Below are 23,206 nucleotides of genomic sequence, written 5' to 3'. Positions count from 1 at the left end.
AGGAATTGACAATAGCTTAATGCTCTATAGGCCACGGTTAGATTAACGTGTGACATATTGCTGCTCCAATACAGGAATCAACGGTTCGAGAGAAGTTATACCATTAAGGAGGCATGATGAAAGTATTGAAGACCGCAATTTTCTTTTTAGGCATTCTCTTCATTGTGTCCTGCAATCAGGCGGATGTCAGTCAAAAGAGTGAGGAGAGCAATCCGGTGGTCGTTGATCAAAAAGTTGCAGACGGCAACGCCATTCCCTATCCGAAAGAGGAATGGAAAGGCGTCCAGGGCAAAACACTGGCCGACTCGAAACCCGATTTTGTCGGCCAGAAAAAAGCTCCCGACGGGGCACCCAATGTACTGATTGTTATGCTTGACGATGCCGGTTATTCCAGTGCTACATCCTTTGGGGGCGTCATGCGCACACCGACCTTCGACCGTCTGGGAGATGAAGGCATCCGGTACACGCACATGTCTGTGGCCGCAGTCTGTTCGCCGACCCGGGGTTCGCTGTTGACCGGCTATAACATTCACCAGATCGGGACCGGGATCATATCCGAGTTCGCCACCGGTTATCCGGGCTACAATTCGCAAATCGATTACAGTACGCCCTCCATTGCGAAAATTTTAACGGACAATGGTTATGCCACGGCAGCATTCGGCAAATGGCACAATACGCCCATGGAAGAGGCCTCGCCTGCCGGTCCTTTTGAAAGCTGGCCGACAGGCATGTGGGGGTTTGAGTATTTCTGGGGATTCATGGGCGGTGAGACCAACCAGTTCTACCCTTTGCTCTATGAAAACACCACCGCAATTGAAACCCCGAAAACCAATGCGGACGGCTCCAAATTTCATATGTCGCACGGTATGGCCGACCAGGCCATCAAATGGCTCGACAACTGGAAAGGCCTGAGGGATGCGCCTTTCTTTATGTACTACACGCCGGGCGCTGTTCATGGCCCCATCCAGGTCCCCAAGGAATGGCGAGACAAATATAAGGGGAAGTTTGACGAAGGGTGGCATGCATACCGGGCACAGCAACTGGAACGCCAGAAGAAACTGGGTCTGGTTCCTGAAGATGCAAAAATGGTTGATTGGCCAAAATCCATTCCCGAGTGGAATTCCTACAGCGAGGCGGGAAAAGCCTATTTGTCACGGCAAATGGAAGTCAATGCCGCCTTTCTGGAACATGTCGATCATCATATCGGACGGGTCATCGAGCACATTGAGGAAATGGGTGAGCTGGACAACACCCTGGTTATTTATCTCACCGCCGACAATGGCTGTACCGCCGAAGGAACGCCCACGGGAACATTCTCCGAGCTGTTGATGCAGAACGGCTTTCCACCGCTGACCATGGAGCAGCAACTGGAAAAGCTTGAAGAATTTGGCGGCATCGATGAATGGGGCGGTCCTCATATGAACAACCATTATTCAGTAGCCTGGTCTTACGCATCCTCAACCCCGTTTCAGTGGACCAAACAGATGGCTTCCCATTTCGGAGGGACCATGTCCGCCACGGCCGTAAGATACCCCAGGGCCATCAAAGCCAAAGGCGAATGGAGAAGGCAATTTCAGAATGTCACGGATATCGTTCCCACCATTCTCGAGGTCACCGGCGTTCCGGCCCCCGACTATGTGAACGGTCAGAAGAGAAAACCTTATCCGGGCAAATCGCTCACATACGCCTGGAACGACCCGGAGGCAAAAACCAACCATCCCACCCAGTATTTTGAAATGACCGGTTTTGTGGGGTTATACCAAGAAGGATGGTCCCTCTGCGGGAAACCGTATCGTATTCCCTGGTCGCTTGATCCCTCGGCCATGGCAAACTTTGATCCGCTAAACGTTGAATGGGAATTATATCATATCGATGAAGACCCCATACAGCAGGTTAACGTGGCCGATCAGTACCCCGAAAAAGTAAAAGCACTGGAAAAATTGTTCTGGGAAGAGGCTGACAAGTACGATGCATATCCGATCGGCGGTTCATTAGGAAGGATGCTGCAACCGGAATCCAATCCGCAGCGGGCTGCAAAAAGGCATTGGGAGCTGACAACCAATGTCTATCGGGTGCCCGAGTTGGCAGGACCCGAGATCAAATCCACCAACTATGAGGTCAATGCCTACATCACTGCGGATGACACGACCCAGGGTGTTATTTATGCGGTTGGTGAGCATATCGGTGGACAGGCGCTGTTCATCAAAGACGGAAAACTCAGATACAGCTACTCCACCCTTGGCCTTTACTGGCACGACTTCGACGTTGATGTAAAAATTCCCCATGGAGATGTAAAAATCACCCTAAAACATACCATGAAGGAGCCAAGGCTCAACGGCCCATCCACCGTCGAATTGTTTATCAACGATGAAAAAGTGGGAGAAATGGACATCACGGCGACCGTCTATGGTGCTTATACCGGTCATGAAACCTTCGATATTGGCCGCGATGAAGGCATGCCCGTAAATGAGGAATATGCCGATCTGGGTAAATTCAAATTCACGGAAGGGCAATTGCACAAGGTTGTATTCGACATCAGGAATCCCGACGAGCAGGAAGCGAGTGCCGCCGTTCCCGGCGATATAGACTAATTTATTGTTTATCCACAGAAAAACCACAAGGGTAGTGGTCGGTTCTACCCAACAAAGGAGAAAGTCATGATCAGAACTTTGAAAATCTTGGTTGCACTGACGGCAGTAATGATGATTTCGGCCACGGCTTTTGCCACCGATCCATTGACCCAAACCGTTAAGGATGGGTGCAAAGTGGAACTGGAAAGCTACTGCAAGGGCGTTACTCCCGGCGAGGGGCGGGTGCTGGCCTGCCTGTACGCCCACGAGGATAAATTGAGCGCAAAATGTGAATTTGCCCTGTTCGATGCCGCGGTCCTGCTTGAGCGGGCAATCTCCGCCCTGGCCTATGCGGCCTACGAATGCGAAGACGACCTGGAGAAGTATTGCGCCGACGTTCCCGTGGGTGAAGGACGGCTATTGGACTGTATTGCCAAAAACAAAAAAAAGGTTAGCAAGCGCTGCCTTGATGCACTGATCGAGACGGGACTGAAGTAAACAAAGAGGTTTGTCATCATGTCGACCCGCTTCGGTTTTATTAAAAATTGGCCAATCGTAATAGCGCTTATATGCGTGGGAATGATGATCGGCTGTGCCGGCTTTCAAAAGCAAGGCCCTGACACTGTACCGGAGATCATGCCCGGAGTTCTGGCGGGGTATTTAAAACCGGAAGCGCTCCCCAACAGCCTGGCACTTCTTCCGCCGCCTCCGGCCGAAGGCTCGGCTGCGCGTTCACTGGACGAAGAGGTAAGCCGAAAAAGCCAGGCTCTGCGAGGCACGCCGCGCTGGACGGTCGCAACCCGGGATGCGGAACTGAGGTTTCCGGAAGCAGCAGACACCTTCAGCTGCGCCCTGGGAATTCCCATCACTGAAGCGGATACCCCGCATCTTTACATGCTGCTTCGCCGCACCCTGGCCGATGCGGGACTCTCCACGTACACCGCCAAGAAGCACTACCAGCGCAAGCGCGCTTTCATGGTGAACGGGGAAACCATCTGTACACCGGAAGAGGAAGAGAAGTTGAGAAAGGACGGTTCCTATCCCTCCGGGCATACGGCTTTGGGCTGGGCCTGGGCTCTTATTCTTACGGAGATTGCTCCGGACCGGGCCGATGCCATCCTCGCCCGGGGGCGGGCGTTCGGCGAAAGCCGGATCATCTGCAATGTGCACTGGCACAGTGACGTGGTGGAAGGCCGTTTCATGGGCGCCGCCGTTGTCGCAAAACTGCACGCCAATCCAAAGTTTTGCGCGGATCTGGAAATGGCCAAGAAAGAGTACGAGAAAGCTCGCGCACAAGGTCTTAAGCCATCTCGTGATTGCCAGGCAGAGGCCGAGGCACTGTCTGGTGAATGAGAGATAACTGTTGCAGGGCAGGCTTTTGATTACGAATGTAAACGCTGGTGAATACCAAAGGACCCAACCATGATGCGAACCTGCTTATTGCTTTGCCTGCTTTTCTGTTTCCCCATGATTTTCACCATTGGCGCAGACGCACAGGAAATTCCGGATGCACAGAAAAAGCCTGATCGGGGAAAAAACTTCGCCTTTGCTCCCATCGTTATCTCCAATCCCAATATCGGCAGCGGCCTGGGAGCGGCGGGGATGTATTTCTTCGACATCGGCGATTGGCGTGCGGAGGATCCGCGATCCAGCGTGCAGGCGATCGGGGCGTACACGAACACCGACTCCTATTTCTATGGACTGCTGAGCAGCCTGTACCTTTACCATGACACGATTCGTGGCAATTTCGGCATTTTCAGGGCAAACATCAACAACGAGTACGACATTCCCTGGGGTGGTGAGGCTGAGTTCTCCACGGGTGCCATAGCCGCGTTGGGTCTGCTCACTTACCGGGTATGGGATAATGTTTATATCGGCGGGCAGGCGCTGGTGGTCGACGTCAGCTACGATCCCGACACCCCTGCCGATGGCGATTACCTGGATCTGGTGGGGGCGGAGGATTCCACCACGACGGGGATCGGGCCGGTGATCAGTTACGACACCCGGGACAATGTCAACTACCCCTCTTCCGGAACGCTGGTCGAAGTCAAAGGCTACTATAAACCCGAGGCCTGGGGCAATGAAACGGATTATGCCGTAGCCGATCTCGCTGTAAACCACTACATCGGCCTCACCGAGACGCACGTCCTGGCCCTGCGTGCCTATGGCCGCACCGGTACGGAGGACACGCCCTACTCGGACAAATCCCGCCTCGGGCAGCAGAGCGATTTGCGAGGATTCAAATCCGGAGAGGTTTCCGGCCGCACCCTGCTATCCGGCCAAGCTGAAATCAGGTGGCAATTTACAGAGAAAATCGGTTTCGTAGCTTTTGGCGGCCTGGCCAAATTGTGGGATGACGAATTGGAGGAACTGATCACCAAAGATCTCTACTACAGCGGCGGCGTCGGCTTCCGGTACATGCTCAACTCCGACCAGAAGATCAATTTCCGTATCGATGCGGCCATCGGCAATGGAGACAACGAGGGCATTTACGTCGGCATTCAGGAAGCATTTTAGGAGGTTAAAATGATTCGCCTTTTAATTAAGATTGTTCCAGCGTGGATGGGAGCAGTACTTTTTGTTCTTTTTCTGGCTTTGCCGGTTAATGCAGAATCCGGCGCCGATGACAAATGGCAATTTCAGATAGCACCGTATGCCTGGCTATCCGGTCAAAAAGGAGATCTGGCGACCCAGCCGGGTTTGCCGGCCGCAGAGGTCGACATCGATTTTTATGATGACATCCTTGGCAACATCAACAGTTCCTTCTCCCTGGTTGGCGAGGCTTTCAAGGGGCGCTACGGTGTTGTGGCCGACATCAATTATTCGGATATCGAAGACGATGAAGCGACCCCCGGTCCATTTTTCTCGAAGCTCACTTCCCGGACAAAAACCTGGATCGTTTCGGCGGCCGGATTTTACCGTCTGATCGACCAGGATGGCGCATTTCTGGACGGCATGGCCGGGCTGCGCTACTGGTCCGTGGACGCGTCCCTGAAACTTGATGCCGGCCTACTGTCTGCAAGGGAAAGCACCAACCGGGAGAACTGGGTGGACCCGATCGTCGGCATCAAAGGCCTGATGCCCTTGGGCGAATCCAGGTTCTTCGTCAGCGGGTCCCTGATTTTCGGGGGCTTGGGAATAGGATCGGATTTCATGTGGGACGCAATGATCAACTTGGGCTACCAATGGACGGCGATGTTTTCCACAACGCTTGGATACCGCTACCTGGATGTTGACTACGATGAAGACGATTTTTTGTACGATGTTTCGCAGGATGGGCTTATTTTGGGTCTTTCGTGGCGTTTTTAACCGATTTCCGCCAGAGAAAGGAGTTGAGATGAGAGATTCAATACCGATCTTTGCTTTTCTTCTTGCGCTTTTGGTCGCCTTTACACCGGCCGGGCTTGCCCTGGCGGAGAACGCGCCCGGAGGTTCGGACGCCGAACTTGCCCAGGAACTGACCAATCCTGTGGCGGAACTGATGACGATTCCCATTCAAATGACCTACGATCACGACATCGGCTTACAGGACGACGGCTGGCGGCTGCAGACCAATCTTCAACCGGTAATCCCTTTTAATTTGAATGACGACTGGAACCTGATCACACGAACGATTCTGCCGATCACCTATCAAGACGAGATCGCACCGGGGTCAGGTTCCCAGTTCGGCCTGGGCGACCTCAGCCTGAGCCTGTTTTTTTCTCCCGACGACCCTGCACCCGGCGGTTTTATCTGGGGCGTCGGTCCCATATTGATGCTGCCGATAGCCACCGACGACCTTCTTGGTTCGGAAAAATGGAGTGCAGGGCCTGCGATGGTTGCCCTTACCATGCGCGGATCGTGGACAATCGGGATGCTTGCCAACCACAACTGGTCCTATGCCGGCGACAGCGACCGCCGGGACGTCAACGTCAGCTTTTTACAGCCTTTCGTGGCGTTCACGACGCCGACCGCCTACACCATTGCATTTCAGCTCGAAAGCACTTATGACTGGGAGGCTGAGCAATGGTCCGTGCCGATCACCGCCTCCCTTGCAAAAATTGTCCACATGGGCAAGCTCCCGGTGAGCCTGCAGGCCGGGGTGGGGTATTGGGCCGATTCGCCGGACACCGGACCGGAAGGGTTTCGCTTTCGGCTCCAAGCCAATTTCGTGCTCCCCAAATTTTTTTGATCCCATCTGAATCGCAAGGCAAAATCGTATGAAAGTGTGCAAAAAGATAATCATCGGTAAACAATTAAAACCCATTTTTTTGAGTCTGTTGATATCGCTTCTCATTCTCATGGGCCACGATGGGCGCTGTGAGGAGAAAACAGTTGGACAACACCATGTCGATGCCCCCGAGAAGTGGGGGCTCGCAATGGGCATCCGGTCGGCGACCATCCCATTCGATGCAAACAAAAGCACGGTTAACGATGTTGTGCCCCTGATCTTTTACGAGAACGGTCCGCTTTTTATCGATGGTCTCGAATTCGGATACAGGGTTTGGGAGACCGAGAAATGGCAATTGAGCCCCTTTGCCAGATACCGTTTCTTCGACATTCCCAAGGAGTATCAGAACGAGATAAGAGAATCCGGCCTGGATGTGGGCGGCCAGTTCACCTACCTTTTCACGGATTGGTTCCATCTGGACGCCGAGTTGTTGAGCGATCAAAGCGGCCGTTGGCATGCCAATCTGGTTCCCGGTTTCAAGTGGGAACAAGGGCGCTGGGAATTCAGGCCTTCAGCTCGCTTTCGATGGAAGAGCGCCGATTTCAACAACCGATACTACGGGTTGGGAAGAGAAAGACCGGGCAGCGCCGTGGACACCCAGATCGCCGCGGACATCCGTTTTCACGTGTGGCGAAACCTATATCTTCTGGGAAGGGGCAGCATTCTCTTTCTGGATTCCGACACCCGGAACATCTCTTTCGTCGACGACTCCACGCAGGCCGAAGCGTTTTTGGGGATCGGGTTTTTCAATGATAAAACGGAGCCAGTGGATACGCTGGCATCGAGACCGTATATTCGTCTGGCCCATGGATGGGGAACCGAATCCAATCTGGGAGAAATTGTGACTGGAAATACCGAGAGCGATCCATACAACAATCAACTCACCTCGGTTTTTTTCGGCGTTCCCCTTGCCGACGAGCTGTTTACCCTGCCGATCGCCACCTATCTGACGCCGGGACTCGTTCATCACCATTCATCGGACGTGCAGGACCGATCCACCGAATATGTTCTGGCGGTTAAATTTTATTACACGATCAAATGGCCCACTCCGTGGCGTCTGGGTTTTGCGGAGGGCTTATCGTATCTGGATCGGATTCCTTACCTGGAAGAAAAAGACATGCAGGAGAAAGGGTACCGATCCAGCCAACTGCTCAATTTTCTGGACTTCTCAATCGACCTGGACTTGGGGAAGCTTTTCCGTGTCCAATGGATGGAGGATCTCTGGCTGGGATACAGCATTCATCATCGCAGCGGGATCTTTTCGACATCTTCGGCCTTTGGACGAATCTCCGGAGGGAGCAACTACAACACGGTATATTTACAGTACCATTGGTAATCGAATCATCATGAAACGGATCACGTCAATTCCTCATAAAAAATCCATAAAGATATGGAAGCAGTTGGTGAAAACGGGTCTTTGGATGGTCGTGATCGTTTTTCTCGTTGGTGGATGCACCGCCATCGGTCCGGCGACCATCGATCGCGACCGTTTCGATTATGTGTCCGCCATTTCGGAATCATGGAAACGCCAAACACTCCTCAACCTGCTGAAAACGCGATATCTGGATGCACCGGTATTCATGGATGTGGCGTCCGTGATCAACCAGTATGCCTTGGAAAGTGAGATCGAACTGGGTTTTGCATGGAATGGCGGCCAGACCCAAAGCATCGGTGGGCGCGGCATGTACACCGATCGACCGACCATCACGTATAGTCCCCTCATGGGAGAAAAATTTGCACGATCTCTGGTAAAGCCGCTCCCACTGGCGCCGATTCTGCTGCTGATTCAAAGCGAATATCCGACCGACACGATTTTACGGATTTGCATCCAAAGCATCAACGGTATCGACAATAGCAGATACCGGTCGGTTGGCGGGAACAATGCAGACCCCGTATTCGATAAATTGGTGGATCTGTTTCGACGCGTCTATGCGGCGGATGGGATTGCCATGCGCGCAAAAAATACGGAAGCCGGGGTCAATCTGACGATTATTTTTCGACCACCGACCCACGCAACCGCCGAAGCGGATCTCCGTCAATTGAAGAGACTGCTCGCTGTGGACACCCATCTAAATGCGTTCAGGGTGGTGCACGGAAAGTTCGCACTGGACGCTAATGAGATCGCCGTCCTGAGCCGGTCGATGCTGCAGATCATGACCGCCTTCGCGTCCGGCATCGAAACGCCGCCCGAGGATATGGCCGGACTTTATATGGATGAAGCGTGGCAACGCAAAGGGCTGGATAAAACCCATTCGCGGCCCTGGATTCATGTTAAAAATGGCGCGTCGAAACCCGACGCAGCCTTTGCTGCCGTTCATTACCGGGACTACTGGTTCTGGATCGATGATCGGGACATTCATTCCAAGTCCATGTTCAACTTTCTGATGATCCTTTTCTCCTTCACCGAGAGGGGCAAGCAGGAAGCGGAGGCCCCAGTGATTACGGTCCCGACCAATTGAGCAGGTTTGGATGAAATCGATTACCTGTGCCAAATAATCATTATACCAACAAAGGAGGAAGATGATGAAACTGTATCGAACGCTATTAATTGCTGTTTTTTTGGTTCTAAGTCTGACTGGCTACAATACCGCCCATGCCGACAAGTATGCCGCGACAATCGAGGTATTCAAAAAAGCCGAGGCGACCCAACCGTTTTTCGAGAACTGCTATGGCTATGCGGTGTTTCCCACCATCGGGAAGGGCGGCATCGGCGTCGGCGGGGCCTACGGCACCGGCCAGGTCTATGCCCAGGGCGTGCCCACCGGCACGGTCAAGATGTTCAAGGGCACCATTGGATTCCAGTTCGGTGGGCAAGCTTTCAGCCAGCTGATCTTCTTCGAGGACAAGCGCGCCTTCGACGAGTTCACCGGCGGCGAATTCGAATTTGACGCCGGTGTCTCGGCGGTGGCCATCACCGCCGGTGCGCAGGCCAAGGCCGGCACCGGGGGCGCCACGGCCGGTGCCAGCGCGGGTCCGGCCACCGGAACCCAGGCCAAAACCAGTTACCACAAGGGGATGGCTGTATTTGTGCACACCAAAGGCGGGTTGATGTACGAGGCCACCGTTGGCGGTCAGAAGTTCAGTTATGAAAAATCAAAGTAACGGAAGTTGCCGGAAGGTTTGGTTTAAAAGATTTCCATCAAGCCCACAAGCGGTCTGCTGGCATGCGACCTATCCTATCCAACGAAGGAGTGTATCGATGAAAGTAAAAGCATGGATTCTGTTTTTCTTCTTCATACTGCTTGCCACGTCAGCCCTGGCGGCTGATCAGCGCAGGTTTGGCCTGGGCATTATTGCCGGCGAACCGACCGGGATTACGGGTAAATATATGCTTGATGCCAGCAATGCCATCGATGGTGGCGTTGGGTGGAAGACCAGCGGCGACAATGAATTTCACATCTATGCCGACTACCTGATTCATTTCCACCAACTGATCGAAACTCAGCAAGGAGAGCTGCCGGTGTATGTCGGGGGTGGTCTTCGCTGGGTGAAACGCGAGAAGAAGGACAACAAATTTGGCGTGCGCATCCCGTTCGGTCTGGAATATGTATTCGGAGGGGGTTCCTTGGGTGCGTTTGCCGAACTGGTGCCGATCATGAATCTCACTCCGGATACAGAATTCGACCTGGAGGGTGGCATCGGTATCCGCTTTTATTTCTGAGCATGACGCTATGCCCATCCGTTGATAAATGGCGTCAACCCATGTATAATTATGCAATTTCTCCTGACTATATTTACAGCGACCTTGCTTCTTGTTGTTGAATGCCTGGCCGGGGACGAAACGTTCTATCTTGACAGCCCGTATAATAGCGGCACGCTCCGCCTGGAGATTGACAACGATATCATCTGGAACCGGGACAGCAATTTTACCAATGGATGGAGTATTCAATACCATACGACCCGCTACGGAAGTTGGGAAGAGACCGTAGCACCAACGTTCTGCAAATGGATCGGAAAGCACGTTCCCACGCTTGGCGATCGGGACTCGATCGTTCGTTTTGGCCAGGGAATCGGGCAGATCATGATCACACCCGAGGATATCACCAATCCCGACCCGCCGGTGGGAGACCTGCCCTATGCCGGTACGTTGACCTACACCTTGAACTGGCAGAGCTTTAACCGTCAAACCGCCAGAAATTTCCAGATTACCGCGGGCCTGCTGGGCGAAGAATCCTGTGCCGGGGATGTCCAGGAGTTCTTGCACAGCGCGTGGGGATGGGGGGAAGATCCACAAGGGTGGCACACCCAGCGAGATACCGAGCCAATTGTAAATCTGGCCTATCAACACCTTTGGCGTCTTGTTCAAGCAGGTACCTATACCAACGATTGGGCCGGACATCTCTATCTCGGGCCGACCGTTCTTTTCGGGAATCTGATGACCGCCATTGAACTGGGAATCGGATTTCGCGTGGGGTGGAACATGCAGGAAGGGTTCAATTCGTTGCCGGCACCACCGGGTGTCGGCGTTTTTCAGGCAGCGCACATACCCAAACCGGCAGCTGCATCGCCGCATGGTGTTGAATTGATTGTCGGGGGCCGTGGAATGGGCCTTCTGTATTCCGTAATGTATGACGGCAGCATGATTACCGGAGATGATCGAAAGGTTGATCGGGAAGATTTTGTTTTTTCCGGATTGCTCGGTCTTAATTATCACTATTATGATCTGTTTTCCATACGACTCGCTATCATTCGAACTTCTGACATCCTTGTCGAAGAGAGTCTGCCGCCACCCTGCCCGGGTCAGAAAAAAACCGATACGGACAACTCGTTTGGAACGGTAATGATCGATTTCTATTTTTAAGATGATGGCGCGGTTTGTGAGCTGATAACCGATGAACCGTTTTGAGAACATTTGGATCGAGGCTGATTTGCCTGCATGCCTGCGTATCCTTGCAGCATGTCTTCTCACGTTTTTTGTGCTGCTGGGATGTGCCGCTTATCACCCGCGGCTTTTGGACGACCATCCATTTCGTGAACGGGCAATCGTCAAAACACAAAACGGCGTGCGTGTCCTGGCAACCGTACTCAGTGAGGAAGAAACCCGGTCCGTGTTTGGGCTTTCCCTTTACAAAAAAGGAATCCAGCCGGTCTGGCTCGAGATCGAAAACAACACCGGCCATCGCATGTGGTTTGCGCCGGTGAGTATCGACCGCGACTATTTCTCGCCGTTGGAAGTGGCCTATTTATACCATGCCGGTCACACTAAAGCAGCGACACAGAACATCGACCGGTTTTTTTACCGGCATGCCATGCGCAAGCCCATCAATCCGGGAACGGTTGGTTCGGGATTCGTTTTTACGAACCTGGAAATGGGAACCAAAGCCTTCAACGTAGAGGTGGTCGGCGAGGATCAACAGGTCCGGACGTTCACCTTTCTGATACCGGTTGCCGGTTTGCAGGTGGATTACAAGGAAGTCGATTTCGACAAGCTGTATGCGAACCACGAAAAGATCGATGTTGACAGCTCCCGGGCATTTAAAGACCTCATCTCGGCGCTGCCCTGCTGCACGACCGGTGAGGACACCATCCACAATGCGGACCCGATCAATGTTGTCATCGTCGGTACAGGTGCTGATATCCTCTATGCATTGCTGCGCAGCGGTTGGGATGAAACCGCTGCTGCCGCTTCCTATGACCTGCTGGCGCAGTTGCCGTGGGAGTTTCGCTACCAGCCGGTGCTGTCGCTTTACCTTTTCAACCGGGCTCAGGACGCCGCCTTCCGAAAATCGCGCTCGACGTTGAACGAACGCAATCAGTTACGTTTGTGGTTGAGTCCATATACATTCAACGGGCAACCGGTCTGGGTCGGACAGATCAGCAGGATCATCCGGCGGACTGCCGTCGAACAATTTCGCATAGCACCAGACGTGGACGAAGCCCGCGATTATCTGCTCCAGGATTTGTGGTACGCGCAGAGTCTGCTGCAATATGGTTATATTCGGATATCCGAGGTGGCCACCCTGTCCGACCCCCGCCACAGTCTGAACGATGAGGTCTATTTTACCGACGGTATGTGTCTCGTGGTATGGGTTTCCAACGAACCCGTATCGCTGGATGAAGTTCGATTCGAACCCTGGGAAAGACCGGTTGCCGAAAGAAGAGAAATGATGCTGGATCGTTGAACCCAATCAGCCAACGGTGGGCAGGCTCATGCAACGACGAGAACCAAAGTTGAATCCAGTGGGTATTTATCGCTATCTGTCGATCCTTTTTTTATTGCTTGTGGCGATTCAGGGATGCGCTACGTATCATCCGACTCCATCGAGCGAGTCGATTTTACTGAAGCGCGCACAGACCCAGACCATAAACCATGTACAGGTAACCACTGCCGTCCCCAGTTCCGAGGAGGCCCTGCAGATATTCGGCGTCGACCTTTACCGACACAACATCCAGCCCGTCTGGATCGAGATCGACAACCAGGATGAAGAAGCCATCTGGTTTTTACCCATCGGTATCGATCCCATGTATTACACCTCCCATGAGGCCGCATTTATCAGCCATTCCAGCTTAAACGCCGGTGCCAGGAAGCGCATGGATCGTTATTTTTTCTCAAAAGGCCATAATATTTACGTCCATCCGGGCATGAAAAGAGCCGGGTACGTGTTCACCAACCTTGACGAGGGGACCAAATCGTTTGCACTCGACCTGGTTGGTGAAGACGGTGAGGTCAGGGCCTTTACCTTCTTCATTCCGGTTCCTGGCATAAAGATCGATCATCGGACGATCGATTTCAAGGGGATTTACCCTGCCAGTGCCTGGCAGAGTCTGGACGATGAGGAAAGATTTATTCGGTATATTCAAAAGATACCCTGTTGCACCACCAACAAAAAGGCTTCCGAAAACGGCGATCCTCTCAACTTGGTCGTCATCGGTGACGGTGATGATGTCTATCATGCCTTCATGCGCGCCGGTTGGGATGAAACGGAGGTCGTCACCACCCAATCCGCCTGGAAGACCGCGATGGCCTTTTTTTCCGGCGGTCGCTATCGATATTCTCCTGTCAGTTCTCTTTATCTTTTCGGCAGAGGCCAGGATATCGCCCTTCAGAAGGCGCGGGACAGGATTCATGAACGCAACCACCTGCGTCTGTGGTTGGCGCCGGTAAAGTTCAAAAACAAACTCGTTTGGGTGGGGCAGATCAGCCGTGACATCGGCGTGCGATTTACCGCCAAAACCATCGTCACCCATAAAATCGATCCGGATGTGGATGAAACCCGCGGTTACCTGATTCAGGACCTGTGGTATTCTCAGGGGTTGGAACGGTTCGCCTTAATTGGTGGCGTCGGCGCGGCCCCCATGCAAACGCCGCGGTACAATTTGACGGGCGATCCCTATTTTACGGATGGGTTGCGGGCCGTATTGTGGGTCTCCAGCGATCCGGTTCCTTTCGAGATGGTTCAGTTTGTCGAGTGGGAACCGCCTCCTGGAAAATAGAGATGCCTCGCGGAGAAGGAAATGCCACGATGCCAATCGAATTGAGAAAAAAACTTCCGATTGTTCGATTGTCGGTGACATCTGTAGTGATCCTCCTCTTGTTTTTCTCAATGATGGCGGCAGGCTGTGCCTGAACAACGGCAATCTATATCATGGATCCCGCGTCACTCGAAACCGTTCGATCCGGGATATCGACGGTTGGCGTTTCCTTGACGCCAGACCTGTCGAAGACCGATGCTCTCCTCCCGGCCAAGGGGGTATGGGGCGGGGTCAAACGGGGAGTCGTATTCGGTGCAGCCATGCCGGTGATGCTCGGATTCGCCTCGCCCGTTCCGGGCGGTACCTACATCGGCTTGCTCTCTTCACCACTACAGAAAAGAGGAACAAGTGAAACGGACGCACTGATACTAACTGTGCCAACCAACTAATAAGGAGTAGAAAATGATGAAAACATACCGATCAATTGCTATTTCCGTTTTTCTGGTTCTGATCTTCGCTGTCGTCAACACCGTCCATGCCGACAATTACACCAAAACGATCGAAATTTTCAGGCAATCGGACGCCGTTAAGCCATTTTTCGAATCCGCTTATGGCTACGCGGTCTTTCCAATGATCGGTAAGGGAGGGTTCGTGGTCGGCGGCGCTTATGGCAACGGAAAGGTATATGTCAACGGCGCTGTCACCGGGACGACCCGCCTGATCAGGGCTTCCATCGGTTTCCAGGCTGGTGGACAGGCGTTCAGCCAGATCATCTTCTTTCAGGACAAGCGCGCCTGTGATGAATTTACCAGCGGCAGTTTCGAATTCGATGCGGGTGTGTCGGCCGTGGCCATTACCGCCGGCGTCCAGGCCAAAGCCGGTACGGGTGGCGCTACCGCCGGAGCCAGCGCCGGTCCAGCCACCGGAACCCAGGCGCCAACGAACTATATCAAAGGGATGGCTGTATTCGTGCACGCCACTGGCGGGTTGATGTACGAAGCTTCCATCGGCGGTCAGAAGTTCAGCTATACGCCTAATCAATGATATCGAAACACGGCCAATGCGATGAGGCTTAGAAGGTTATTTGGAAAATTGTGGGACGACACGCGCTTGTATTTCCCAATCGTCTACGTTAAAGGATGGTTCTACCCACCACCATACAAATAACAATCAGGGAAAAGCCGATGAAAAGCCTTGTGCGCAGGTGCCTGATTCTAATCTTGGTCGGTGTCCAGCTGCTGGCAGTTCATGCGGCTATGGCCAGCGACTCGAACCTTCAGGAAAATCCCTGGAAAAAATTTAGTGTCGATGTCGGTGTGTTTCTCACCGCCGTGGACAGCAGCGTCCGTTTGGGAACCGGTTTGGGGGTGGATGTCGATGTAGAAGAGGCGCTTGGTTTGGAGTCGACGAACACGGTCTTTCGCGCTGACGCGCTATGGCGGTTTACACAGAACCAGCGTCATCGGCTGGATTTCACCTGGTTTTCATTCAGGCGTAATGGAAACCGTCAGATTACTGAAGATGTTGCCATCGAGGATGACGATGGCAACAGGATAACCATTTTGGCCGAAACGGGAGTGGAGGCCTTTTTCGACCTCGACATTTATGAACTGGCCTACACCTACTCCTTTTTTCAGGACGACAGAATCGATCTGGCCGCCGGTATCGGATTCTACGTAATGCCTATCGATTTTGGTATCAAGTCCAGAGGTCTTCTCGATGAAGAGGGGCAGGAAAACTTCACCGCCCCGCTGCCGGTATTCGGACTGAGAATGGATGTTGCACTGAACCCTCGGTGGTTCATCAGAACCGGTGCTCAGGTATTCTATGTTGAAATTGACAATTTCAAGGGATCGATCATGGAGTTTCGAACCGCCCTGGAATATAACCCCTGGACCCATGTAGGCATTGGGTTGGGATTCGACACACTGGGAATTCGGCTGGAAGCGGAGGATGAAGACTGGCCTGGAATTGATCTGAAAGGGAATGTCGAATTCAACTATGCCGGCTTGCAGCTTTATCTAAGGCTTTTCTTTTAAAATAGCAGCTCGTTTTCTTATCCTATCGAGAGAAAATGGCTTCATGCCTGCAACAAAGTCTGCTAACGAAAAATGCTGAAATGCCATCCGGTTTGAGAAAAAAATACACGGTCTATAAAAACCGGACGCTGTCTACCGTAATGCCTTTTTTGTCTCTTTTGATAATGGCGGCAGGATGTGCACGAACGCCGGCCATCTATGTAATGGAACCCGCATCACTCGAAGGCATTCGGTCCGGGATATCGACGGTCGGCGTCTGTTTAACGCCAGACCAATCGAAAACCGATGTTCTCCTCCCGGCCAAGGGGGTATGGGGCGGGGTCAAACGGGGAGTCGTATTCGGTGCCGCCATGCCGGTGATGCTCGGATTCGCCTCGCCCGTTCCGGGCGGTACCTACATCGGCTTGCTCGCTTCACCATTTTGTGCCGTCGCCGGCGGCATTCACGGCGTATCAACGGCCGTTCCCGCCGAAGATGTCGAGCGCGCCGAGGCCATGTTGGAAATTGCGACGGATAATCTAAGGCAGATGGGGCTGCGTGAAGAATTTGTAAACAGCCTGATCGATGTGGGCAATTCGCGAACAACCCTGCAATTCGTTCTCTGGCCGGAAACACCGATTACACCCCCCGCAGAGGGTTTGGCCCAACATACCGATCCGAAAGTGGGTGATATCGATGCGCGATTGGAAATCAGCGTGGAGGAAACCGGGCTGCGCGGGATATACAGCATCAACCCCCCCATGGATACATTCATTCGGATCCGCGTGCAACTCATCCGTTCGAAAGACAGTGTCGTCCTGATGGATGAGCACTTCATCTGCGCGAGTGATGAAGAAAGAACATTCGCAGACTGGGCGGATCACGAAGGGTCCGATCTGGTCGATGAATTCAGGACTTGTGTGCCCGAACTGGCAGAAAAAATCATCGACGATTTCTTTCTGGTCTATCCGTTGGAGTGGAATAATGGCAATCTCGAATAGATTGCCCGCATGGTGGCTCTGTTTGATTATGGCGGGTGTGTTGGCGGCAGCGGCAACCGGATGCGGCAAACCGGCTTTGGTTGGCCTGGTTCCCGACTATCCGGTGGTGCGGAAAAAATGGTATTCCCTGGTCACCGAATTCGTGGAAGTGGATTCACTAACCCCCACCTTTCGATGGCAGCCGCTCGACATCGCGCTCGTAGCCCCGTTGCCCCCGATTGAATATGCACGCGTCGATCATGTGAATTATGAAATCCGGATCTGGCGAACCGTCACCAAAAGTACGGGCAAACTTGTTTATGTGCAGGATCGGTTGGCCGCCACCGAGCATCGGATAACCCGGTCGCTAAGTCCCGGGACCCGATACTATTGGAGTGTCAGGGCCCATTTCGAAGTGAATGGTCGGCATCGGATGACGGAGTGGGCACTGGCGGGATACCTGCTTCGCAGCGAAACCGTTCCCAACGAATCCTGCCTGAGGTTTAAAACCCCTTCGGAGGAGGGGGCGAACAACAGAGCCACCCCTGAATAGAGTCGCATTGCATCGCCGCAGCAATCCGATACCGAAAACATTGGTGATCTCATCGCCAGCAGATGAACATGGCCCCGTTCCGGCAGAACGGCTGGGCATGGGGAGTTTGTTGAAATGAAAACAATCGTTATCCGTTTCTCTTATGCGCTCATCGTTTTCTTTTTAATTTTGATGAATATCTCATATGTGGCATGGGCAGCAGAAGATCGGGCATCCACATCGGGAATGCCTGAAAATTCCCGTCAAATGACGCAGGAAGAATTACAGGCGGCTGTAATCAGCTATGCGAACCGGTATATTGCCATCGTCGGGCAGGCCGCAGTGCGGTTGGAAGCGGCGATTCCAACGGACCAGGCCAGATTGAATGCGGCACGGAGAAAAGTGTACTCCATAACGGCTGTTGTGGAAACCGCAGCCGGACCGAATCCGGGTCCCGCGCTGCTGGATCTTGTGGTGACGGCAACGTTGAATCGGATGGTCTGGGAGGAGTATTGGCGTCCCCAAATATTCGGAAAACCTGCCACAATCATGGTGGAGGCGTTTAAAACAATGGAGGTGGATGCATGGGAACTTGCCGCAAAAGTCATGACGCACGAACAGCGCCAGGAGTTCCGGGACCTGATCAATGATTGGTATGCAAACCATCCGGAGCAGGTATTTGTTGATTACGTTACCTTCAGCGACTTCGGCGATATCGGCACAAAACCCAATTTGAAAAATATTCAGAAGCCCGGCGGATTGCTGGCGCCCATACGTGAAGCTACAGAGGCTGTTGACGATGTGCGCATGACCGTTGAACGCGCCATGTTTTTGCTGGCCAAGATGCAGCTGATCATGGGTTCCCAGGCAGAACTGGTCTACAGGAATTTGATCGTACAACCTGAGATGAAGACAATGTTGACGGATATTTCCGGTTTGAAGCAAACAGCGGATCGCTATGCGGTTTTACTTGAGAAATTACCTCAGCAAGTCTCTGAAGAACGCAAGGCGATACTCGATGCGATCGATGACAAGGCTGCTGCGATCCATGATGTCAACACGGGTGTACAGGCAACGCTCAGGCAAGCTGACATTACGCTGAAGAGTTTGCAGCAAACAACTGTTGCGGCAAGCGATTTGGTCGCTTCCACGGATGCCTTGCTGGCGCGTTTCGAGACGGGCGAATCGGCAGAGCCTGTTACCATGGCGGACTATATCAAAGCCATCGAAACCCTTCAGGCTGTCCTGTCCGATTTTAACCAAATAATATTAACGGTTGATCAAACGGGTATACCATTGATCTCGACGGTGCTTGACCAATTCAACCGATCTGCAGAAGAACGTGTCGACCATATTTTCTGGCGACTATTGATCCTAATTGTTGCCGCGGGTTGTATGGGCGTTGTAATCATAGCCGTTTACAATCTGTCGAAGAGAAGATCGAAATGAATATCTATAAGTCCACTCCTTTTTATCTGGCAAACGGAACATTTCCATCGAACTGAAACGGAAGATTTTGCATACCCGTTCACGGGGTTGAAATGCCCAATGTGCCGCAACTGCCTGATCAGTAATCGTTCATAGGGTGCCGCAGATGTAAGGCGCCGGGCACGCAGACGGTTTGGTCAACCTCCAAGTGCCCGGGAACAAAGCAGATGCGGTGCCCTGTGAACGATTACCGCTATTGTCATAGCGGGAAATGACATGCCGCCTGCCTCCCACCGGCAAAGCGTTTCAACTCGGGTTCGACCTCAATGCAAATATCCTTGGCATTCGGACAGCGTGTGTGGAAACGGCAGCCCGGCGGCGGTTCGGCAGGAGATGGAATTTCACCATGGAACGTGCCCTTTTTTTGCTTTTTGGGTGCTGTATCGGGTTCCGGGACGGATGCGAGCAGCAGAGCGGTATAAGGGTGCCGTGGAGAGCGATAAAGTTCTTCTGAGCTTGCGATCTCGCAAATTTTGCCCAAGTACATCACTGCCACACGATCGCTGATATTCTTCACAACGGACAGATCGTGGGAGATAAAAAGCATGGTCAGCTCAAAGCGCCGTTTCATATTTTCCAGCAGGTTAAGAATCTGAGCCTGTATCGACACATCCAGAGAGGATACCGGTTCATCGCAGATCAACAGGCGTGGGCGCAGAATCAATGCCCTGGCAAGACTGACGCGCTGGCATTGACCGCCGGAAAACTCATGGGGATAGCGCGAAGCCATCTGTTCGGGATCAAGACCCACAGCCTTCATTATTTCATGTGTTCGATGCCCTCTTTCCTGTCGGTCTGCCCATCCGATTACGCGCAGCGGTTCTTCAATGGACTTGCCGATTTTTCTGCCCGGATTCAACGATGCGACCGCATCCTGGAATATCATCTGAACCTGTGGCCTGATTTTTTTCATCCGCTGTTTCGTGCACTGCAAAAGATCCTGCCCTGAATAGATAATTCTGCCTTTCTTCACTTTTTGAAGACCGACAATCGACCTGGCAATCGTCGATTTGCCGCAGCCTGATTCACCTACCAGTCCGAGCGTTTCACCGACTCCGATATCAAGGCTCGCACCGGCGACCGCTTCTATCTTCCTGCGTCTGCCGATGCGAAACTCGACGGTGAGATCGTTGACGGTGAGAAGTTTTTCGTTTTTCAAGCGTTTTTCCCGCTTTCCAATGGATACCAGCATGCCAGCTTATGGCCACGACCGTTTATCCGTTTTAATGCCGGTTCTTTTCCCCTGCACAAAGGCTGAGCCTTCCAGCAGCGTGATGCAAAACGGCACCCCAACGGCAAATCAACCATATCCGGCGGTTGCCCATTAATGGTCCTAAGCTTTGTATGGGGGCGATTCGCCAGGCGCGGAATCGCGGCCATCAGAGCACGTGTATACGGCATGCGCATCTGCCTGAAGAGGTCGCCGGTGGCCGCATATTCTACAATCTGACCGGCAACCATCACCGCCGTTTCGTCCGTACGTCCGGCCACAACACCGAAATCATGGGTGATCAAAATCATTGCCATCCGCTTTTCCTGTTGAAGCGAGGCCAGTAGGTCAAGAATGGTCGCCTGGACAGTCACGTCCAACGCCGTTGTCGGTTCGTCGGCAATCAACAGCTTGGGTTCACAGGCCAAGGCGATGGCAATGGCCACTCGCTGCCGCAGGCCGCCGGAAAGCTGGTGGGGATATTGATCGGCACGCTGGTCCGCCATAGGAATGCCCACAAGATCCAAAAGGGCGACGGCACGTTTGCGAGCCGTTCTTTTACCCTCTTTTAAATGGTAGCTTATGACTTCGGCAATCTGCCGGCCGACTTTCATCACCGGATTCAGCGACGTCATGGGGTCCTGGAAGACCATGGCAATTTCCCGTCCGATGATTTGACGAAGCTGCGCTTTTTTCATGCCAACCAAGTTTCGGCCATCGAAGGTTACGATGGATTGCGAAGAAACAATGGAACCGGTGGGCAAAAGCCCCATAATGGCTCTTGCCAGCATACTCTTGCCGCATCCTGATTCACCGACAATGCCAAGGGTTTTGCCCCGTTGCAGGCGCAAAGAGACCCTGTCCACGGCTTTCACGAGCCCGCGATGCGTAGGCAGCAGGGCCTGCAGGTCTTTCACTTCCAGAAGCGGCTGCATTTCATTGCCATTTGTCATATCTGGCGTTTCCCGCGTTCGAAATAGCTTCGCAAGCTGTCCCCAAGCAGGTTGAAAGAAACCACCGTAAGGAACATCATTGCTGCGGGTATCATGCTGACGTGCGGCGATTCGTCGAGCACCTCCTTGCCTTCGGCAATCATGCCCCCCCAACTCGACGTAGGCGCGGGTATCCCCAACCCCAGGAAACTCAACGCACCCTCGGCCATGATCATGAAGGCAGCGACCAGCAACCCGTAGATCGCAACCGGAACGATCACGTTGGGAATGATCTCACGCAGCAGAATGGCCATGTCCCCGGCACCGGTCAGGCGGGCTGCCTGAACGAATTCCAGATTGCTCAATGCCAGGGTTTTTGCTCGGGCAACACGGCAGAAGGCCGGAATCGTCAGGAACCCGAGAGAGAAGATCAGGTTTTGGAGACTGGCTCCCAGGTAAAACGTAACAGCGAGTAAAAGGACAAGCCCCGGAAAGGCCAGAACGATGTCCATGACCGCGACAATGGTCGATTCCAGCGGTCCACGGAAATAGCCGGCCAAACAACCTAAAAGTCCGCCAATCAGCAGACCGATCATCGGTGCCAGCAAACCGACCGAAAGCGAGATGCGCGCACCGTAAACGATCCGCGAGACCTGATCCCTCCCCATGGTGTCCGTGCCCAGCCAATACGTGTAAGGTGTTTTTTTCGCAGCGCTGCTGTTTTGAAGGATTGTTTCGCGGACAGTTGTTCCGGGACGGGCGCTGAGATGGTCCCAATCCATTTTGTCGGGCGCGGGAATGGTCCACCAGCTGACGGTCAATGCGGACAAAACCACCAGAACAATCCAGGCAATGGATATCCAGAAAGTAAAGCCCAGCCGTTTGCCGGTTGTTTTATCCTGCATGGCCGCCTTCCGTGCGAATCCGTGGATCCAATACCGCGTACAGCAGATCCACGAATGAATTGATGACAACATACCCCACGGTAATCAAAAGGACGCAGCCCTGAACCATCTGGTAGTCGCGTGCATAAATGGAGTCGATCAACAACCGTCCGATCCCTGGCAGGGCGAATATGGTTTCGACGATCACGGCCTCACCCAGATGGCGGCCTATCTGGATGCCCAGGACGGTGATCAGAGTAAATGAAGATGGCCGAAGTGCATGCTGTAAGAGCACCCGCCAAGCTGGAAGCCCTTTGGCCCTGGCCATGAGGATATAGTTCTGTCCAAGTGTGGTGATCATGTCGCTGCGCAAAACGCGCATCAATACGACCCACTCGATCATGGCAATACTCAACCCGGGCAAAACATAGGATTTGAGGTTCGTGCCTATGTCGATTGAAAGGGGTACATAGCCTGTGGCCGGCAGCCATCGAAGTTTGATGGAAAACAGATAGATGGTTAAAAGCGCCATCACGAAGCTGGGTATCGACAAGGTCGCAAACCCAATCCCGTTTACTAGGCGATCCATCATCGAATTGCTGCGGTACGCACTGACGATGCCTGAAGGAAGGGCCAGCATCAGGGCCATGCATTGAGAAATGATGAGCAGCTCAATGGTGACGGGCAATCTGGCGATGATCATATCAACCACAGGTTCATGGGTCAGGTAGGATTCGCCCAGGTCGCCTGAGGCAGCATTTTTCAACCAGGTAAAATAGCGGACGACAATGCCCTGATCGAGCCCCATCTTTTTGCGTATAGCCTGGATATCCTCGAGCGTGGCTTCCTCGCCCCCAACAACATGGGCCACATCGCCCGGCAGGAGATTGATCATCAGGAAGGTGAGCACAGATACGGCGACAACTACGATAACCAATCGCAACGCTTTTTTGCCGAGTATCTGCATGG

General features: G+C 53.1%; 23 protein-coding genes. 19 read left to right on the top strand and 4 right to left on the bottom strand.

Features of this window, described 5'->3' with window-relative positions; all coding sequences use genetic code 11:
• Positions 1-113 precede the first annotated feature (113 nt).
• The 19 genes from GN111_RS11035 (at position 114) to GN111_RS10945 (ending at position 19,172) form a co-directional block, all read left to right on the top strand.
• Positions 114-2,591, top strand: a complete 2,478-nt coding sequence (locus GN111_RS11035; protein WP_155303807.1) for an arylsulfatase — start codon at positions 114-116, stop codon at positions 2,589-2,591.
• Positions 2,592-2,657: 66 nt separating this feature from the next.
• Complete coding sequence (locus GN111_RS11030; RefSeq protein ID WP_155303806.1) at positions 2,658-3,068, top strand: cysteine rich repeat-containing protein; 411 nt, start codon at positions 2,658-2,660, stop codon at positions 3,066-3,068.
• Between the two features lie 138 nt (positions 3,069-3,206).
• Entirely contained in the window at positions 3,207-3,923 is a 717-nt protein-coding gene (locus GN111_RS11025) for an acid phosphatase (RefSeq protein ID WP_231715719.1), read from the top strand.
• 69 nt (positions 3,924-3,992) lie between these two features.
• Positions 3,993-5,087: a BamA/TamA family outer membrane protein gene (locus GN111_RS11020; RefSeq protein ID WP_155303804.1), complete on the top strand. Its 1,095-nt coding sequence runs from the start codon at positions 3,993-3,995 to the stop codon at positions 5,085-5,087.
• 9 nt (positions 5,088-5,096) lie between these two features.
• Complete coding sequence (locus GN111_RS11015; RefSeq protein ID WP_155303803.1) at positions 5,097-5,879, top strand: hypothetical protein; 783 nt, start codon at positions 5,097-5,099, stop codon at positions 5,877-5,879.
• 28 nt (positions 5,880-5,907) lie between these two features.
• Positions 5,908-6,741, top strand: coding sequence for a transporter (locus GN111_RS11010; protein ID WP_155303802.1), 834 nt, complete (start codon positions 5,908-5,910; stop codon positions 6,739-6,741).
• A gap of 28 nt (positions 6,742-6,769) precedes the next feature.
• Positions 6,770-8,116 carry a MipA/OmpV family protein gene (locus tag GN111_RS11005; protein WP_155303801.1) on the top strand — a complete coding sequence of 449 codons (1,347 nt, stop codon included), beginning with the start codon at positions 6,770-6,772 and terminating at the stop codon, positions 8,114-8,116.
• A gap of 67 nt (positions 8,117-8,183) precedes the next feature.
• A complete protein-coding gene (locus GN111_RS11000; protein ID WP_155303800.1) occupies positions 8,184-9,239 on the top strand; it encodes a hypothetical protein in 1,056 nt (351 codons plus the stop codon).
• A gap of 61 nt (positions 9,240-9,300) precedes the next feature.
• Entirely contained in the window at positions 9,301-9,882 is a 582-nt protein-coding gene (locus GN111_RS10995) for a lipid-binding SYLF domain-containing protein (RefSeq protein WP_231715718.1), read from the top strand.
• Between the two features lie 97 nt (positions 9,883-9,979).
• Complete coding sequence (locus GN111_RS10990) at positions 9,980-10,441, top strand: hypothetical protein (protein WP_155303799.1); 462 nt, start codon at positions 9,980-9,982, stop codon at positions 10,439-10,441.
• An 84-nt stretch (positions 10,442-10,525) separates the two neighbouring features.
• Positions 10,526-11,581 (top strand): lipid A deacylase LpxR family protein, encoded by a 1,056-nt coding sequence (locus tag GN111_RS10985; protein WP_170302228.1) that lies wholly within the window; start codon positions 10,526-10,528, stop codon positions 11,579-11,581.
• Positions 11,582-11,648: 67 nt separating this feature from the next.
• Positions 11,649-12,902: an LssY C-terminal domain-containing protein gene (locus tag GN111_RS10980; protein ID WP_170302227.1), complete on the top strand. Its 1,254-nt coding sequence runs from the start codon at positions 11,649-11,651 to the stop codon at positions 12,900-12,902.
• Positions 12,903-12,930: 28 nt separating this feature from the next.
• Positions 12,931-14,214 (top strand): LssY C-terminal domain-containing protein, encoded by a 1,284-nt coding sequence (locus GN111_RS10975; RefSeq protein ID WP_155303796.1) that lies wholly within the window; start codon positions 12,931-12,933, stop codon positions 14,212-14,214.
• Positions 14,215-14,366: 152 nt separating this feature from the next.
• A complete protein-coding gene (locus GN111_RS10970; RefSeq protein ID WP_155303795.1) occupies positions 14,367-14,642 on the top strand; it encodes a hypothetical protein in 276 nt (91 codons plus the stop codon).
• A 13-nt stretch (positions 14,643-14,655) separates the two neighbouring features.
• Positions 14,656-15,237 carry a lipid-binding SYLF domain-containing protein gene (locus GN111_RS10965; RefSeq protein WP_231715717.1) on the top strand — a complete coding sequence of 194 codons (582 nt, stop codon included), beginning with the start codon at positions 14,656-14,658 and terminating at the stop codon, positions 15,235-15,237.
• A gap of 140 nt (positions 15,238-15,377) precedes the next feature.
• Positions 15,378-16,232, top strand: coding sequence for a hypothetical protein (locus tag GN111_RS10960; protein WP_155303794.1), 855 nt, complete (start codon positions 15,378-15,380; stop codon positions 16,230-16,232).
• A gap of 203 nt (positions 16,233-16,435) precedes the next feature.
• Complete coding sequence (locus tag GN111_RS10955) at positions 16,436-17,212, top strand: hypothetical protein (RefSeq protein ID WP_155303793.1); 777 nt, start codon at positions 16,436-16,438, stop codon at positions 17,210-17,212.
• Positions 17,196-17,744 carry a hypothetical protein gene (locus GN111_RS10950; protein WP_155303792.1) on the top strand — a complete coding sequence of 183 codons (549 nt, stop codon included), beginning with the start codon at positions 17,196-17,198 and terminating at the stop codon, positions 17,742-17,744. Before GN111_RS10955 ends, GN111_RS10950 begins: the two co-directional genes overlap by 17 nt.
• A 114-nt stretch (positions 17,745-17,858) precedes the next feature.
• On the top strand, positions 17,859-19,172 hold the full coding sequence (locus tag GN111_RS10945) for a hypothetical protein (RefSeq protein WP_155303791.1): 1,314 nt from the start codon (positions 17,859-17,861) through the stop codon (positions 19,170-19,172).
• A 238-nt stretch (positions 19,173-19,410) separates the two neighbouring features.
• Here the strand turns inward: GN111_RS10945 and GN111_RS10940 are convergent, their stop codons facing one another.
• The 4 genes from GN111_RS10940 to GN111_RS10925 are packed head-to-tail and all read right to left on the bottom strand — an operon-like array spanning position 19,411 to position 23,204.
• Positions 19,411-20,370 carry an ABC transporter ATP-binding protein gene (locus GN111_RS10940; RefSeq protein WP_197740527.1) on the bottom strand — a complete coding sequence of 320 codons (960 nt, stop codon included), beginning with the start codon at positions 20,368-20,370 and terminating at the stop codon, positions 19,411-19,413.
• Positions 20,367-21,374: an ABC transporter ATP-binding protein gene (locus GN111_RS10935; protein WP_155303789.1), complete on the bottom strand. Its 1,008-nt coding sequence runs from the start codon at positions 21,372-21,374 to the stop codon at positions 20,367-20,369. Before GN111_RS10935 ends, GN111_RS10940 begins: the two co-directional genes overlap by 4 nt.
• Entirely contained in the window at positions 21,371-22,258 is an 888-nt protein-coding gene (locus tag GN111_RS10930) for an ABC transporter permease (RefSeq protein ID WP_155303788.1), read from the bottom strand. Before GN111_RS10930 ends, GN111_RS10935 begins: the two co-directional genes overlap by 4 nt.
• Positions 22,248-23,204, bottom strand: coding sequence for an ABC transporter permease (locus tag GN111_RS10925; protein WP_155303787.1), 957 nt, complete (start codon positions 23,202-23,204; stop codon positions 22,248-22,250). The genes GN111_RS10930 and GN111_RS10925 overlap by 11 nt, the downstream gene beginning before the upstream one ends.
• Positions 23,205-23,206 lie beyond the last annotated feature (2 nt).

The sequence above is a fragment of the Desulfosarcina widdelii genome (assembly GCF_009688965.1).
Lineage (GTDB): Bacteria > Desulfobacterota > Desulfobacteria > Desulfobacterales > Desulfosarcinaceae > Desulfosarcina > Desulfosarcina widdelii.
Note: the sequence above shows the minus strand (reverse complement) of the source record. Positions and strands in the feature narration are given on the sequence as shown.